Origin of the sequence: Thalassospira indica (genome assembly GCF_003403095.1) — a bacterium.
Classification (GTDB): Bacteria; Pseudomonadota; Alphaproteobacteria; order Rhodospirillales; family Thalassospiraceae; genus Thalassospira; species Thalassospira indica.
Genome location: NZ_CP031555.1, coordinates 4,478,347 through 4,494,833, shown reverse-complemented (window position 1 = coordinate 4,494,833; position 16,487 = coordinate 4,478,347). Strand labels below are relative to the sequence as shown.

The window sequence follows — 16,487 nt, the reverse complement described above, 5'->3', positions numbered from 1 at the left end:
TCTCAGCAAGAACACAAACTAGATTTCGATATCAACTCCAGTTTGAAGCAACGCCGCAACTTCGGTCTGGATGGGCGTCATCAGATCGACGTCGACCTCCGCGGTCTCGATGCCGACAACGAGCGCATAACGGGCCTTGCTGTCCGCTCGCCCCAGGGCTCGCCTTTCTCGCCACCAGCCCGAGATCGGGTAGACATAGAGGAAATCGCGCTCCACGAGCTCGACAGCGCTGCCCTCCCAGATATCCATGTGAATGGAGCCGGCTGAGATCGACTTCGGTCCGAAGAACCAGCCGTCATTGCCTTCGTTGATAGGGCGAGGGTCGTTTTCGCCACGGTCATCCTTGTTCACCCGGCGCAGGAAATTCCCGTCAGTTTCGCGTGCCCGCTTGAGGTCGAAGCGCAGCCCAAAAGACTGATATCGGGCAGGATCGATCGCGCTTGCAAAGCTTGGGTTCGGCTCGACAAAATATGAGAGCGTCACCTTGAGGCGCACAGGCTGGTCGCCCAAATCCTCAAGGACTTGTCGGGGCCAGGGCAAGCGGTAGACATGAGCATCCGAGAAGCGCACGCTGCCATTCTCGACCCGGAACGGTTGGATATATTGCTCGGCGACCAACGCAAGATCATCGCGGGCCGAAGCAAGGGCGCGCCGAACATCCGGTACCCCGTATCCGTATTTTCTTGCGAGCGCCTTTCTGTCCGACTTTGACGCGGTCGCGTTGAATTCCGTAAGCATATGCGGCGTCCACCGGGCGCTGTGCACGGTCAGGGCGCGGATGGTCTCTGGCCAATACTCCGGGTGCTCAGCCATGATCCGCGTCGTAAGCCGTGCCGCTTGCGCTGTCGCTGCGCTGGTTGCCCAGAACGGTGTCACCGGATGCGGAGCGATCGATTTCGCCGTGGTGAGCACCGAGAGGGAAGGGAGGCCGGACAGTGCTTCGAGCCCTGATCTGCTCAGCGCGCGGTTTCCAGCTTCAAAGACGATCTCCGGCTTGATCGGTGACTGCCCCGCGCGCCAAAGCGCGCTCGTCCGACTGTAGGGGCTGCGGTCCCCGGGAGGAGACCATCCGCGCCAGTCTCGGTAACCGGCTTCTGCGATTTCTGATTTCAGAGTTGTGCCGCCGACCGTTAGGACATTCCATGCCTGTGCAGGATCTTCTCCCGGAAACGCGTCGCCATCGGCAATGTCCTCGGCGCGCGAGCTGTCCGCGATGTTGCCGATCGCCTGGACGAAAAGGCGCCGAATATGGTCCGGGCCTTCCTCGATTGCGTCCACGCCCGCCGAGATCTGGTCGAGAGCAGAGCTCCAAGCCGTTGGCTCCGCTCCCGACCGGTTTTCATTCGTCACGGCCATGCAAAAGACCCTCGGCCGCTCGGCAGCCGATATCTCCGGAAGCGAGCTGGCGGAGGTTGTGATCGCACCATAGGAGCCGGGATCATTCTGCTCGAAGCCGTCCGGCGGAAGGATTTTGACGGACTCGAGGCGATGCGCAAGCATTGGATGCGACGCATCTCCCAACGGCATTGTCAGGTCGCCGTGGAGCGCCAGCCCGGCCATTCCGGATCCATGCCCGCTGGGACTATCATCATCCACCCCCCAATCTGCATGCACAGCGTGCATGTCACCGGGAGCTAGGGCAGGTTCAATCAGCGGATGGCCGCGGTTCACACCCGTATCGAGGAGGCAAACCGCGGGCACGTCGCGGCCTGGCCAGGTGATCCTTTCGGCCAGATCATCCACGAACGCGTTCGCCATCTCCTCGAGTTCATCCGTGAATACCGTCGGCGTATCGCTCGCTCGCCGGATCTCGGAAATGCCTCCCGTTGAAAACAGCAGCATCTCGATCGCTGCTCTGCGCCCATGCACTGGAAGAACCACGACTTCGGGGAAGTGCAGCCAGCTGTCTTCTCCCCCGACGGTCAGGCCGAGCCGCTGAGCGCTGGTCTCAACACGTTCGAGGCGGTCGGCAAAACACCATAAGGCCCACCACATTTCCGCCTGCGGATCATCGGGCAGAGCCAGAGGATCGTCGCGCCAGAACGTTCGCAAGCGCGCGGCGCGGATATGCTCGACAGGCTCGACGCGGGACTTCTTCGGGGCCTCGGCACCTTCGTCTACTTCCGTAAAGGCGTAATCCCTGAAAACCGCCTCAAAGACATCTCTGGTTTCGTCAGGGACGAAGAGGGCGATGCGACGGGCGCCTGTTTCGGAAAGTGTGACGGCGCCCTGGCGTGTCCCCTCGCGCGTCTTCTCCAGCGTGGTCGGCCCCACAGAGGGTGCGAGCTCCACCTCAAGGTAGACGCCGTCCGATGCTGGAATTCCCTCGGGTGCCCCCAAATCCTCTCGTCCGAGATCAGACGCCTCGAAGGCGGCTTCCAGCTCGCCGACAATGCGCTGCCCATGTTCCTCACGGATACGCTGAAGCGGCCGTTGTCGGGCGCTACTGCCTGGGGACTTGTAATTGCGGATAGTCGAAAGACCGCTCAGGTCGATATGTCGGTGCTCGTACTCAGCCAATGTGTCCCTGTTCTTCAGAGAACACCGTTCTCATGGCCTGGCGTTTGCGAAGTTCGCGCGTCAGATCGGCGGTGGAAATCTGATTTCGTTCTGAAAGGATTGCCGCTTTCACGGTCTCTTCTGCTGCATGGACAATCTCCGCCTGACTGAGGCAGGTGGCCGCGGCAACAATGGTTTTCCAATTGATCTTGGGATATTTCATCGGCGACAGATGGGCCTTGATAATGGCGCGCACTTCATCTGCTGATGGCATCTCGAACTGCAGAACTTCATCGAAGCGCCGTAGTAACGCGCGGTCGAGAAGAGAGGGGTGGTTCGTGGCAGCCACCAGAACACTGTCGGTCGCAGAAGGCTCTTCCATGAACTGCAGGAAGCTGTTCAGTACCCGCCGCATTTCCGCGACATCATTCGTCGCCAACCTGTCGCTGCCCACGGCATCGAATTCATCAAAGAGATAAACACCTCTGCGCTTCTGCGCTTCGTCGAAAACCAGACGCAGTTTGGCGGCCGTTTCCCCCATAAAGCGCGTAATCAGGGTTTCTAGGCGGATCACGAACAGAGGAAGATGGAGTTCGCCCGCGAGCGCCTCGGCGGTCATCGTCTTCCCCGATCCCGGAGGTCCGGCAAAGAGGAGGCGGCGGCTCGGTGTCTTCCCATGTTCCCGGAGCCAATCCCGACGCTGTTGCTGAAGCACAACCGCTTCGAGATGACCTTTCACGTCTGCATTCAGCACCACATCGGCAAGATGGATCTGCGGGTCCCGCAGATCGAGAAGGCTGTCGAGGTCTCCACGGGGTCGAGAAAAGGCGATCGGGACAGACGCCCGCGTGCCGCGCTGTGAACGTGCGGCATCCACTGCCGCACGGATATCCTCTGCGGTCGCACGGTGTCCTTGGCGCGCCTCGCCAGCCGCAACCTGAAGCGCGATGGAGAAGAACTGTTCTTCATCGCCTTCCGCCTGGCTTCTGAGCATCGCCAGTATCTGTTTCGCATTTGACACCGCGTCGCCCCAGTCGTCTGTCTTTTCGTCGAATCCTAATTGACTCTCGCGGTTTTGGAAAGATCGGCGTGATCGAAACAAGTCGCACATGGGCATATTTGTTGTGCCCACAGGTGCGCGTTGCGGGGCTTTGCCCGGCGGATCGCCCTGTATTTACATCATTCGAGCGCTGTGACCTGGCCTTCAGAACCACTGTCGCACCTCCGTCCATCAAACGGTCAGGTCGCATGACCGTCATACCGTGTACAGGGGGCGGAGGGTCACGCGGCGGCTCCAGTTCCAACTTCACCATGTCCCCGTCATCCCATGAAGGCGCGTGCCATGGGTTCGGTTCCGTCTCGGGCTTGTAACGCGGTTCCTCTGTTGATGCGGCGGCAAGGGTTGGCCGGGCGAAGCATCTGCAAGGGATATCCGGCACCTGTCAGATGCGAAAAACCAACCCCGCTTCCATTCGCAAACCTTGGTCCGATCCGTCTCTTTGACATTCAACCCCGAAGGGGTCGGCTTGACGCTTCGCGTGCCGCCCTCGGGGATTCGGAAAAAGTCCGAACGCCCTCGGGTGATTGCAGATCCGGTCAGACACTTCGGGCACCTGTCGCGCGGGGGATGGTCCCTCGCCTCCAAAGACAGGAGCCGGAACCCATGTCCTATGCAGATGCCACCGCCTTCGCCGCCAGCCTCGCCACCACTCTGATGGTCGTGATCGTCGTGTTCCAGGCCGGAGACGGCACCCACGCCGCTTGCCCCGCCGCCGAGTTCGACGGCGACGACGACATGGTGAAGCTGGAGCTGGACCCGTGGGAGTAAGGCGCGAAAGCGCCTCATCCCCGACGGCCCGAGCGCGGAGACCCGCGCTTCGGGCCGTCGGCGCCTCACGATGGTCCCCCATCGTCGGCGGCGGAACCGGGAACAAGCCCGGTCAGAGAGGAAGAGTGTGGGCCGTTCGGCCGTGACGGGTTGAAGGCCGGAGAGAGAGGCTCACCGGCGCCCGTCATGGAGTGATCCCGATGACGTTTGCCCGTTCCGAAACCTTCCGCTCCATCGGTCATATTCTGGCGGCCGATGTTCTGCCCGCGCTTTATCGGTCGCAAAAGCTGCCGCTGCGCATTTCGTGCCTCGGTGTGGCCAGCTATGACGCCAGTGACGCGGCGAATAGCTTTGACCGCGTGATCTCGCTTGGGGAACGCCCATCACCGGAAGAGGCCATTCAGGCCGGGGCCTTGCGCCTGTCGTGCGGTGATATTTGCACGGGGCCGGACAGCTTTCCGTATTTCCAGCCGCGCGTCATGCTCATTCAGGACCGCGATCAGCGCCTGGTCCTCGCCGGTGAAATCCGCGCCGGCATTATCCTCTGGCAACAGCCGGTCGCATCCGATGCCGAGGCACGCAGGATCGTGACCGAGGCCAGCCGCCTGCGCGGTATGGCATTCCGGGCATCAGATCCCGCCGAGGCGCGACGGCTGCGTTACCGCGCCGCTGCGCTGGAGGCCCGACTGGTCGATCCCTTCTGGCGCGACGCCGCGGCTGATTTGCTCCGCCTGCCACAGGTCGCATGAGCTTCATCATTTTTTACCCATTCGGCCCGGTCGTGCATCGGGCGATGTCTTCTCAGGAGACCATCATGGCCGACTATTTCACGCACTTTTCTTGCCTGCTTGACGTGGGCACCCCCGAAAACGCTGCCCGCGCACTCGATCTCTACAACGCACTGGCGGATGACACTGCCGCCGAAGATCCGCCATCGGACGGCTTCGTGCTCTCCATCCAGCCAGAACATGGTGGCACTCAGCTCTGGATGGGTGATGACGTCACCGGCGATCCCGAGCATGTCATCCAGTTCGTCAAACGCTGCGCCACCGAGTTTGGTCTGACGGGTCTATAGGGCCTTCAATACGCAAACAGTTGCTCTCGGCCGAGAATCGACGGCTTCGGCGGCGGCGCGCATGTCCTTGATCTTGCTACCGGCGAAACGGTGGACTGGATCTATACCGATGGCTGGCTGTCCACTGTGCTGGACGGAGGCGACCCCTATGCCTGACATCATCGAAACCACCGTCTATCGGTTCGACGAACTGTCCGATGCGGCGAGGGAGAAGGCTCGCGCCTGGTATCGCGAGGGCGGCTTAGATTATGACTGGTACGATACCGTCTACGAGGATTTCCAGCGTATTGCGGAAATCCTCGGGCTGAACCTCAAGACCCGAACCGTCCGGTTGATGGGCGGCGGCACACGGCAAGACCCCTGCATCTGGTTCCGGGGCTTTTCCTCGCAGGGGGACGGCGCGTGCTTTGAATCCTGGTATTCCTACCCGAAGGATGCTCCGCGCCTTATTCGGGAGCACGCACCACAGGACACCGAATTGCATCGCATCGCCGATGCCCTGCAGACGGTCCAGCGGCGCAATTTCTACCAGCTTCGCGCCGAAGTCAGTCATCGCGGCCATTATTACCACGAATACTGCATGTCGATCTCGGCCGAGCGCGACAGCCCGACCGGGCAGGACATGACCGCCGATACCGAGGAGACGATCATCGAGGCGCTGCGCGATCTGGCCCGCTGGCTCTACCGCCAGCTTGAGCGCGAATATGATTATCTGTCCTCGGACGGAGTGGTCGATGAAACCATCGCTGCCAATGAATACACCTTTACCGAAGCCGGTCGCCGCTTCGGATGATCCCGGGAAGACACTGCCAAGCGCCCCGCCGTCCGGTCGGGGCGCTTTTTTTATGCTGCGCTTTGAGAGTGAGAGGTGGGCCGGAAGTGGTCAGGTCAGGGCGGTCGAGAGAGAGAGCGCCGTCCGGGCTTGTCCTTCCCACTCTCCTGAGGTTCCCGACATGAACATGGTTTTCCCCGTGGCCGATCCGGTCACGCCGCTGGCGGCTGCGCCAGCGATCCTGGCTGCGGCCAATCATCTGCTCCCCCATCTCGAACGCGGTCAGCGCGTCGATGCCGTGACATTGCGCGGTGCGATGGAAACGGCTTTCAGCGCGTCGGACGCTACCGGCGCCTGGGACTGGAAGCTCGCCTATGAGGCCGGTGAGGTCGCTACCGTCCTTTTCTTACGCAAATACGGAAAGGCGCTTTTCCGTAAAGCCGCGTCTCCGGCTGCACGGATTTCCGTGTTGGCAAAGATCGCGGCGCTGTTGCCCACGCAGACCCGGCGTTCCGAGGAAAGCCAGAGCTTCCAGCAGTTTTCGACGCCGATCCCGCTCGGCCTTGCCGCTCTGACGGCTGCCGCCATCACGCCTGATGATAGGGTGATGGAGCCCTCGGCTGGCACCGGCCTGATGGCGATCCTGGCACAGACTGCCGGCGGTTCGCTGATCCTCAATGAACTCGCCGAGATCCGCGCCGATCTTCTCTCGTCCCTCTTTCCGGCCTGTCCCGTCACCCGATGCGACGCCGCCCAGATCGACAATCATCTGGCACCGGAGGCCGTGCCGTCGGTGGTGCTGATGAACCCGCCATTCTCGGTAATGGCCAATGTCGAGGGACGGATGGCGGATGCTGCGCTTCGCCATGTCGCCTCGGCGCTGGCCCGTCTTGCTCCGGGCGGTCGGCTGGTGACGATCACCGGCGCTGGCTTTGGCCCCGAAGCTCCGGCATGGCGGGACGCGTTCATCCGCTTGCAGGCCCGTGGTCGCGTGGTGTTCAGCGCCGCCGTCGATGGCGCGGTCTATGCAAAGCACGGCACCACGATCGACACGCGGCTGACCGTGATCGACAAATTACCCGCCGAATATCCGGCGAGTTTTCCGACCTCACCGGGAATCGCCCCCGATGTAGCCACGCTGATCGGATGGATCGAGGCGCTGGTCCCGCAGCGCCTGCCGGTATCACTACCGAAGATCGTCTTTCCCGCTTCGACCGCCGCGCCGAAAACCGTGCGGGGCTATCTGGCCCGCGCGACTGCTGCTCGGCCTGTCGCTGCTCCCGCCAAAGATCCCGAGGGCGTCGAACTCGCCTATGAGACCGTGGACTGGACGCCACCCGAAGGCGCTCGCCTGTCCGACGCGATCTATGAGGAATATGCGCTGCAATCGCTGCGCATTGCTGGCGCGCAGCCGCATCCGACCAAACTGGTGCAATCCGCCGCCATGGCCTCGGTCGCACCGCCGAAGCCCTCCTACCGGCCCATGCTGCCCGCTGACATCTGCGCGCGTCTGTCGAACGCCCAGCTTGAAACGGTGATCTATGCCGGTGAAGCCCATGCCGATCATCTCGCCGGCGCATGGACCGTGGACGAGCATTTCGACAATGTGAGCGCTGCGCCCGAGGATGCTGCGGGATCAATCCGCTTTCGCCGGGGCTTCATGCTCGGTGATGGAACCGGCGCTGGCAAGGGACGCCAGTCCGCCGCCATCATTCTCGACAACTGGCTGCGCGGTCGGCGCAAGGCGATCTGGATCTCCAAATCCGATAAGCTGATCGAGGACGCGCAGCGCGACTGGTCGGCGCTCGGCATGGAACGGCTGCTTGTCACGCCTCTGTCACGCTTCCCGCAAGGCAAGCCAATCACGTTGTCGGAAGGCATCCTTTTTACCACCTATGCCACGCTACGCTCCGACGACCGGGGCGAGAAGGTTTCGCGCGTCAAGCAGATCGTCGAATGGTTGGGGTCCGATTTCGATGGAGCCATCATATTCGACGAGAGCCATTCCATGCAGAATGCCGGTGGCGGAAAAGGAGAACGCGGTGATGTCGCCGCCTCGCAGCAAGGAAGTGCGGGCCTGCGGCTTCAGCACGCGCTGCCCGACGCCCGCGTGGTTTATGTCTCGGCGACCGGCGCCACCACAGTTCACAATCTCGCCTATGCGCAGCGCCTTGGCCTCTGGGGCGGTGAGGATTTTCCGTTCCAGACCCGCGCCGAGTTCGTTGAGGCGATCGAAGCCGGTGGCGTTGCGGCCATGGAAGTGCTGGCCCGCGATCTGCGATCCCTCGGCCTCTATACCGCCCGCTCGCTCTCCTATGATGGCGTTGAATATGAACTGATCGAGCATCAGCTCACGGATGAACAGCGCCGCATCTATGATGCCTACGCCGGGGCTTTCGCCGTCATTCACAACAATCTGGACGCGGCAATGGAAGCCGCCAACATCACCGGCAGCGAGGGAACGCTGAACCGGCAGGCCAAATCCGCCGCCCGTTCGGCCTTTGAGAGCACCAAACAGCGCTTCTTCGGCCATCTGCTGACTTCCATGAAAACCCCGACCCTGATCCGGTCCATCGAGGCCGATCTGGAAGCGGGCCATGCCGCCGTCATCCAGATCGTCTCGACCGGCGAAGCCCTGATGGAACGGCGGCTTTCCGAGATCCCGACCGAGGAATGGAGCGATATTTCCGTCGATGTCACCCCGAGGGAATATGTTGGCTCGTATTTGCAGCATTCCTTCCCGGTACAGCTCTATGAGCCGTTTACCGATGGCGAGGGGAACCTCTCGTCACGCCCCGTCTTCCGCGATGGTCAGCCGGTCGAAAGCCGCGAAGCCGTAGCGCGGCGCGACGAGATGCTGGAGCAGCTGGGTTCGCTTCCCGCCGTGCCGGGGGCGCTCGATCAGATTGTCCAGCGCTTCGGCACGGATATGGTGGCGGAGGTCACGGGCCGCTCGCGCCGGATCGTGCGCAAGGGCGACGGGGCATCGGCGCGTTTGGCGGTCGAGAACCGTGCACCTTCTGCCAATCTTGCCGAGACCTCGGCCTTCATGGATGACCAGAAGCGCATCCTCGTGTTCTCGGATGCGGGTGGCACGGGGCGCAGCTATCACGCCGAACTCTCGGCGAAAAACCAGCGGCTGCGCGTGCATTACCTCCTGGAGCCGGGCTGGAAGGCAGATGCCGCCATTCAGGGGCTGGGCCGCACCAACCGCACCAATCAGGCTCAGCCGCCGCTGTTCAGACCCATCGCCACGGACGTCAAGGCCGAGAAGCGCTTTCTCTCTACCATCGCCCGCCGCCTCGACACGCTGGGCGCGATCACCCGCGGCCAGCGCCAGACCGGCGGTCAGGGGCTGTTCCGGCCCGAGGACAATCTGGAATCCGCCTATGCCCGCGATGCGTTGCGCCAGCTCTATCTGCTGATTGTGCGCGGTAAGGTCGAGGGATGCTCGCTGGAACGGTTTGAATCCGCCACCGGCCTGAAGCTGATGGACAGCAATGGTGTGAAGGACGAACTACCGCCGATCACCACCTTCCTCAATCGCCTGCTGGCGCTGACCATCGAATTGCAGGGCATCCTGTTCTCGGCCTTCGAACAGCTCCTGCAGGCGCGGATCGACGGGGCGATTGCATCCGGCACCTATGACATGGGACTGGAAACGCTGAAGGCGGAAAGCTTCATCGTCACCGACCGGCAGGTGATCCACACCCATCCGGGCACCGGCGCGGAAACGCGGCTCCTGACGCTCACCGAGCGCAAGCGCAATCAGCCGGTCACGCTCAATGCAGCCCTGGCGGAACTGGATGATCCCCGCGCAAGATTGCTCATCAACGAGCGATCCGGTCGCGCCGCCGTGCAGATCCCCACCACCAGCGTCATGCTGGATGATGGCGAGATCGAGCGCCGTGTGCGGTTGATCCGGCCGATGGAAGCGGTGAGCATCCCCATGCGGACAATGGATGAGACCCATTGGGGCGAGGCGGACCAGGCTTCCTTCGCCACGGCCTGGAACGCGGAACTGGCAGAGGTGCCGGAGTTCACCGACAGCATCCTGCATATGGTGACTGGGCTTCTGCTGCCGATCTGGAAGCGCCTGCCGCAGGACTCCTCCCGGGTCTATCGGCTCCAGACCGACGAGGGCGAACGCATCATCGGTCGCCGGGTCTCGCCGGCATGGGCTACCAATGCTTCGACCAGTGGCGTCACCAGCAGCCTGACGCCGGATGCCGCTTATGCCGCGTTGATCGAAGGCCGCACGATCCTTGATCTCACCGAGGGGCTGCAACTGCGACGCGTCCGGGTCATGGGCGCCAACCGGATCGAGCTCACCGGCTTCACCGATACCATGCGCGATCGGCTGCGAACCTATGGTCTCTTCAGCGAGATCATCTCCTGGAAGCTACGATTCTTCGTGCCGGTGGGCGCATTGGGGCCGGAGATCATCGGCAAACTGCTCGACCGCTTCCCCGTCGAGCGCATCTCCGAGCGGGTGGCTGCGTGATGGCGCGTCTCAACGCTTCCGAACTGGCGCAGCGTCTCGGTCGCCAGGCCGAGGCGGTGTGCCGCCACTATCTCTCGAATGGGCGCAAACAGGGCAATTACTGGCAGGTTGGGGATGTACGGAACACTCCCGGCCGTTCAATGTTCGTCCGTCTGACCGGGCCGGAGGCTGGTAAAGGGGCTGCCGGCAAATGGACCGATGCTCAGAGCGGCGAGCATGGCGATCTGCTCGACGTTATCGGCGAAACCCTTGGCCTCATCGATTTCGCCGATATTGCTGAAGAAGCGCGCCGCTTCCTCAGCCTGCCGCATTTTGAACTGGAGCCTCAGTCCCGCAGGGCTCAAACACCGCCAGCACCATCGGGATCGTCCGAGGCGGCCCGTCGCCTTTGGCGCATAACGCAGCCTTTGATCGGCAGCCTCGCGGAGACGTATTTACGCGGACGCGGCATTACGGATTTACGCGGAACCGCGAACCTGCGGTTCCATCCGACCTGCTACTGGCGACCCGAGGGCGATGCGCCGACAGAGGCATGGCCCGCCATGATTGCCGCGGTGACCGACCTCGATGGCAAGATCACCGGCGCGCATCGCACCTGGCTCCAACGTGACGGCTCTGGCAAGGCGCCTCTTGATCCGCCGAGAAAGGCAATGGGAGACCTGCTCGGAAACGCCGTCCGGTTTGGCGAGGCGGAGGATGTCATGGCGGCAGGCGAGGGGATCGAAACCATCCTCTCGCTGCGGCAGGCATTGCCGATCATGCCGACGGTCTCCGCACTCTCGGCCGGACATCTCGCTGCTATCCTGTTCCCGCCGCATCTGCGCAGGCTCTATATCGTCCGCGACAAGGATCCGGCAGGTGACGCCGCGCGGGACAGCCTGGTGGACCGGGCCATCGAGGCCGGGATCGAGGCCATCACGCTCTCGCCCATGCTGGGAGATTTCAACGACGATCTCGTCAGCTTCGGCCTGGAGGCGCTTCGGGCGCAGATCCGGGTGCAGATTGCCCCTGAGGACGTCAGCCGTTTCACATAGCGCGCACAATATCCAGAGAGGGCCGTGCTCGGAGATGACCGATCCCGCCATGGGCAAGGGGTTGCGGCACCTCGGCAAGGGGGCCGCGCCTTGGCCTTCTTGAGAGGGCGAGCGGCCCACAAACGCTCCGGCCCAGCAATGGCGGCGCCCGACTGATTTCCGTCGGCGGGCAGGCCCGCCTTTACAGCGCGAAGCAAATCAGCCGGGCTTTGCCATCAAGGTCCTGAGCCAAAGGGCTCGGACTGCCAGGCCGGAGCGCCCGTGGGCTTGTCGTCGCCATGAAGGCCGCGACGGTCGCGGTCCAGCCGAAGGACACATCCCATGTATGCCCATGACGAATTCGACCCCGATCACAGCACGTCTCCCACCGGCCATGTCGTCGAAGAGCTCGAACTCTATGGCTACCGTCCCGCCGAGGGCGAGGCCGATCCCCGGATCACGCCCGAGGACAACGCCATCCAGGGCGCAGTTGCCGACATCTTCGATGCTCTGATCTCCACCATGGCCGACACCAGCCTCGATTTCGACCTAGACGAGATCATGTGGTCCACCGTCAACACCTTCCACCGCGCCGTCGAGCGGATCGAACGCAAACTCGACGACAACGAGCAGGCTCAGAAGCGTCTTCAGCGCGAACAGGACGGAAGCGAGGTGAAATCCGTCCAGTTGGAGACCCTGGTCGGCATAGGACAAAACCTGATCGAGCGCCGGGACAGCATGGAGACTTTCCGGGACACTGCCGCCGACCTCTTCCTGCGCACAACCGGCACGCCCTGGTCGCCGCGCTCCGGATCACGGGTCAACCATCGCCAGGTGACCTCGGCCATGATCGACAGCCGTGACTTCATCGCCGCAAAGCGCAGGGCCGACAACGAGGTGCTGCTACCCGCCGGGCCGAAGATCGCCTTCTCGGGCGGCGACACCACCGATCACCGGCTGATCTGGGCCAGGCTCGATCAGGTCCATGCCAAACACCCCGACATGGTGCTCCTGCACGGAGGTTCGCCGAAAGGGGCGGAACGCATCGCGGCCACTTGGGCCGACAACCGCAAGGTCGCGCAGGTCGCTTTCAAGCCCGACTGGACGAGACACGCTAAGGCCGCGCCCTTCAAGCGCAACGACCGGATGCTCGATACCATGCCGATCGGGGTTATCGTCTTCCCCGGAACCGGCATTCAGGAAAACCTCGCCGACAAGGCACGCAAGATGGGCATCCCGGTCTATCGCCTGGCGGAAGGCGGCGCGTGAGCGCTGCCTTTCTTTGAAACACACTGGAACGACAGGTTTGGGGCAGTCTCCAGCCTGTCTGTTTGACGGAGCCCGATCGGGTTGCCATCACTCACAACCTCCGCTCTTCCGCGCTGGCCGTCACCATTCCCCGGGGCCGCTCTTGGGAACCTATCATGCGTTCATTCACTAAGGAGAGGACCCCAACTGCAGGAGATTCAGCTCAGGGTATATCGGGTGCCTTCAGTCTGACGTATTCTGAGCGATCTTGTCTTGGATGAAAGGGAAACGGACCGTGGTAAGGCTATCGAGATCGTCAAAAATCACGGAAACTTGGCTTGGGGACCGACAGCCGGGAATCGCAACGACGTTGGCACCCTGAGCCAAAACCCATGCCAACGCCTGGGGCGCGGAAACCAACTCCCTAAACTCCATTTCGTTACCAGAACCATCGCGATGCGGATGCCCGCTTGTAGAGCGCTGCGCAAAAGCCAACATTGATGTCCTGAGATCATCTGGCTCTGAAGGTTCTGAACCTGTTAGGAAACCTCTCCCTAATGGGGAGAAGGCCATGAAGCAGGCCCCCCGCGCCGTGGTGGCAGCGACTTCCTCGATCTTCTGGCCGGTCACCAAGGACAGCTCGTTTTGCACAGCGCTAAGGGTGTGTTCCATCGGTCGCCCTGCGATTTGATCGGCAGAAACGCTGGAGAGCCCGAACTCGCCGACCTTGCCTGCGGAGATCAGATCCTCGATGCAGGCCTGAACTACGTCGTCCGGCGTATCGGGATCGCTACGATGCTGGAGTAGAAGGTCGATACGATCACGCTTTAGGCGCCTCAATGAGGCCTCGACAGACTGCCTGATCGCTTCGGGCCGACTATCGCGATATAAACTACCCCCAGCATCGGAATAGAGGCCGAACTTGGTGACGATGGTCGTAGTGGGGAGGCCGCAGAGCACTTCGCCCAACAACTTTTCGTTCGCGCCGTTGCCATACAGCGGTGCTGTGTCAAAAAGCGTGACACCGTTATCTAGGGCCGCGGTGATCGTCGCGACGGCTTGCTCACGGTCAACGGCTCCATAAATCCCGGTCAGCGCCATGCAGCCGAGGCCTAGGCGGCGCTTTCCCGCGAGTGCGATCGCCCGGTCTTCAGCGATCCTAGCAGGATCATTATGCTCGCGAGCCATATTCAGACACCGCGGTGTTGGTCGTCGAAAGCTGCGATGGCGAGCGCCAACGCTGCGTCCGCGCCGCCATAGCGAAGAAGGTGGCGGTCGGGCATGAACCTATCGACCACTCGGGCCACCTCCTCGGCGGCCCTCACGCGAAAAAGCACATCCCCGTCTCGCCCCTCACCGAGTTCGACGGATGGATCAAGTACCGTAACGAAAGCGAGGTCGTATTCGGGCGCCCAAGCCTCGCAGATCCTCTCCAGTGCCTGTAAGCGGGCCGGTGCTATCGACCTGGAGGTGTGCAGGAGCGCAGCCTGAAGGTATCCGAGAGCGTCCGTCACAGGACGGTCCACGAGGATGACGTCTGCCGAGATGGTGGCCTCGGTTTCCAGCTCGATGGCCCTCGCAATCAGCCAGGCCGTGCTTTCAAAGGTGTGGTCCGTAAGGATCGGGAAGCCTTTCTGCTTGGCATTGGCCGCGCTGTCGTGGACGTAGACCACGGCAAGCCCGCGCTGCTCAAACAGCTCCTTCAGCCGTGTGAGGAAGGTCGTCTTGCCGGTGGAATGCGTTCCTGCGACCGCAATGCGGAATGGTGAGCGTCTCATAGAAACGAGCCCTGGGCGCTGTCGAGAATGTCCGCACCGGCAAGAATCGCGCGCTGGTCTTCCTCTGTCCGGTCACGCAGCATGTGGTCCAGAAGGATAGCTGACAACACCGCATCAAAGGGAGCAGAATGGCTGTTCCCGCCGGTGATTTTCTCAGCCCGTGGGCTCAGGCCCAGCTTGGATCCGAGGTACTCCAGCCCGTGCTTCTCCTCTGCGGGGAGTAGGCGCCGCGCGATCTTTAACGTGTCATAGGCCGCTGTGGGTTCCCACCCTTCAAGTGCCTGGCTGAGGATGTCTACCTCGACTTTGACATTATGACCGACGATGGCCTTGTCCTCCAGCCACATTAGGACGTCATCGGCCACATCCTCGATATCGGGCGCATCGACCACGTCCTCATCCCAGATGCCATGGATGTGGGATGCCATCGGGGAGATGCCCTTCTTCGGCTTGAAGCGCCAATGCTTGCGGCGCCCGGTCAGGGTCAGCCCCTTCATCTCGGCGATCGCCAACTCGACGATCTCAGGGGGAGATTTTCCGCTGCCCTCTACATCGACAGCCCACATTATCTCGTTCAATTCCAGCCCTCCTCGGCGCGGCCGTGTCGCTCAGGCAGATGCGGCTGCGTACGATCATGTACCTGGAACCCTAAGGAATGCTGGATGAAATAGCGCTGCTGCTCGGTGCTGCCCTCAACAATCACCTTTCCTTCAGATACTTCAATCCGTCCAGGGTCCAGACCGACCATCTGGACGAGCGATGACAGCCGGTTGGGTGAGGGCCTCCGATGCCCCGCCGCGCAGATCCTGATCTGGTCCGGCGGGCAGATGTCGCATATTTCCCGGATGCCATAATGACCGTTGTAATCGGCTTCGCCGTGCGCGTAGGCGATACCACAAGAGGTCTTGCGGAAAATCGGAGCGCCAAAGTATCGACGCAGGATGTGTTGCTCGACCTCGCGCGGGAGGATCTTGCGCCTAGGCACGTCATGATAGATATCTTCGACACCTGCGGAGCGAAAGTGTGCGCGGATTTGCTCCCGATGAAACAGGCCAGTGAAGACGGTGGCGTCTGCGAAGCGCGACAGCGCACTAGCCCTGGCGATACATTCATCGGTGTCGTTCACACCGGCTATTATAGGGCGCCAGTAGAGGATCCTCTTTGTACGGCTGGCATGCTTACAAAGTACCTCAAGCGACCTTTCCGCGATTACGCTATCGACCGGTTCGAGACGAGGGTCCGCAATGCCAGACCAAGTCACCAGAACCGTGACCTTGAGATGACGTAGGCGCTCAAGGCGCTCGGCATCCTCAGGCGTGACCTTCCAGCGGGTGATTACTAGCACGTGATTTCCAAACCCATGCCCATCTAGCAGTTCGAGAGTGTGCAGCATGTGCTGCTTCACGAGAGGCAGAAAGGGGTCAGTCGCGCGATTGAATATTTGGACGGGGGTGACATGAGGAACAAATGCCCAATGCGAGATCAACGCGCTTACAGCCTCTTCATCATCCACCACGAGGTGGGGCCGCTTCATCTCGAAGTTGTCGAACATATGCCGTACGCAGTAGCCGCAATCGAGCGGGCACCCGACAACGTGGTTCAGACTGAGGCCGGACTTTCGGTATTCTACGACATTGCGAAGGGAGGCGGGTAGATTCCTGGGTGCTTTTCTAAGATGCCTTTCCCGCTCCAGATCGCCAACCGCTTCCATTGCAACTTCCTCCTCAATCCCGTGTCCTTTTCGCCAGAAGGGCGGACATTTCTATTCCG

General features: G+C 61.9%; 13 protein-coding genes. 7 read left to right on the top strand and 6 right to left on the bottom strand.

The features are described 5' to 3' along the window. Nucleotides 1-18: 18 nt before the first annotated feature. Both DY252_RS20995 and DY252_RS20990 read right to left on the bottom strand, forming a co-directional pair. Entirely contained in the window at nucleotides 19-2,520 is a 2,502-nt protein-coding gene (locus DY252_RS20995; protein ID WP_064790299.1) for a S8 family peptidase, read from the bottom strand. After that, a complete protein-coding gene (locus DY252_RS20990) occupies nucleotides 2,513-3,520 on the bottom strand; it encodes an AAA family ATPase (RefSeq protein WP_114090154.1) in 1,008 nt (335 codons plus the stop codon). The genes DY252_RS20995 and DY252_RS20990 overlap by 8 nt, the downstream gene beginning before the upstream one ends. Nucleotides 3,521-4,162: 642 nt before the next feature. On the opposite strand from DY252_RS20990, the gene DY252_RS20985 reads away from it, so the two are divergent. The 7 genes from DY252_RS20985 (at nucleotide 4,163) to DY252_RS20955 (ending at nucleotide 12,960) form a co-directional block, all read left to right on the top strand. Then, complete coding sequence (locus tag DY252_RS20985; RefSeq protein ID WP_165374935.1) at nucleotides 4,163-4,327, top strand: hypothetical protein; 165 nt, start codon at nucleotides 4,163-4,165, stop codon at nucleotides 4,325-4,327. 200 nt (nucleotides 4,328-4,527) lie between these two features. Continuing rightward, a complete protein-coding gene (locus DY252_RS20980; protein WP_064790355.1) occupies nucleotides 4,528-5,076 on the top strand; it encodes a hypothetical protein in 549 nt (182 codons plus the stop codon). Nucleotides 5,077-5,141: 65 nt separating this feature from the next. Next, a complete protein-coding gene (locus DY252_RS22805; protein WP_425451885.1) occupies nucleotides 5,142-5,402 on the top strand; it encodes a hypothetical protein in 261 nt (86 codons plus the stop codon). A gap of 148 nt (nucleotides 5,403-5,550) precedes the next feature. Then, complete coding sequence (locus tag DY252_RS20970) at nucleotides 5,551-6,195, top strand: hypothetical protein (protein WP_064790302.1); 645 nt, start codon at nucleotides 5,551-5,553, stop codon at nucleotides 6,193-6,195. Between the two features lie 160 nt (nucleotides 6,196-6,355). Next, nucleotides 6,356-10,678 carry a strawberry notch family protein gene (locus tag DY252_RS20965; RefSeq protein WP_064790303.1) on the top strand — a complete coding sequence of 1,441 codons (4,323 nt, stop codon included), beginning with the start codon at nucleotides 6,356-6,358 and terminating at the stop codon, nucleotides 10,676-10,678. Further along, on the top strand, nucleotides 10,678-11,712 hold the full coding sequence (locus DY252_RS20960) for a DUF7146 domain-containing protein (protein WP_064790304.1): 1,035 nt from the start codon (nucleotides 10,678-10,680) through the stop codon (nucleotides 11,710-11,712). The genes DY252_RS20965 and DY252_RS20960 overlap by 1 nt, the downstream gene beginning before the upstream one ends. 321 nt (nucleotides 11,713-12,033) lie before the next feature. After that, nucleotides 12,034-12,960, top strand: a complete 927-nt coding sequence (locus tag DY252_RS20955; RefSeq protein ID WP_064790305.1) for a DUF2493 domain-containing protein — start codon at nucleotides 12,034-12,036, stop codon at nucleotides 12,958-12,960. A gap of 222 nt (nucleotides 12,961-13,182) precedes the next feature. On the opposite strand, the gene DY252_RS20950 is transcribed toward DY252_RS20955, so the two are convergent. The 4 genes from DY252_RS20950 to DY252_RS20935 are packed head-to-tail and all read right to left on the bottom strand — an operon-like array spanning nucleotide 13,183 to nucleotide 16,428. Then, nucleotides 13,183-14,127 carry an aldo/keto reductase gene (locus DY252_RS20950; protein ID WP_064790306.1) on the bottom strand — a complete coding sequence of 315 codons (945 nt, stop codon included), beginning with the start codon at nucleotides 14,125-14,127 and terminating at the stop codon, nucleotides 13,183-13,185. Between the two features lie 2 nt (nucleotides 14,128-14,129). After that, a complete protein-coding gene (locus DY252_RS20945; RefSeq protein ID WP_064790307.1) occupies nucleotides 14,130-14,717 on the bottom strand; it encodes an AAA family ATPase in 588 nt (195 codons plus the stop codon). Beyond that, nucleotides 14,714-15,295: a 3'-5' exonuclease gene (locus tag DY252_RS20940; protein ID WP_082923594.1), complete on the bottom strand. Its 582-nt coding sequence runs from the start codon at nucleotides 15,293-15,295 to the stop codon at nucleotides 14,714-14,716. The genes DY252_RS20945 and DY252_RS20940 overlap by 4 nt, the downstream gene beginning before the upstream one ends. Further along, nucleotides 15,292-16,428 (bottom strand): hypothetical protein, encoded by a 1,137-nt coding sequence (locus tag DY252_RS20935; protein WP_064790309.1) that lies wholly within the window; start codon nucleotides 16,426-16,428, stop codon nucleotides 15,292-15,294. Before DY252_RS20935 ends, DY252_RS20940 begins: the two co-directional genes overlap by 4 nt. Between the last annotated feature and the right edge of the window lie 59 nt (nucleotides 16,429-16,487).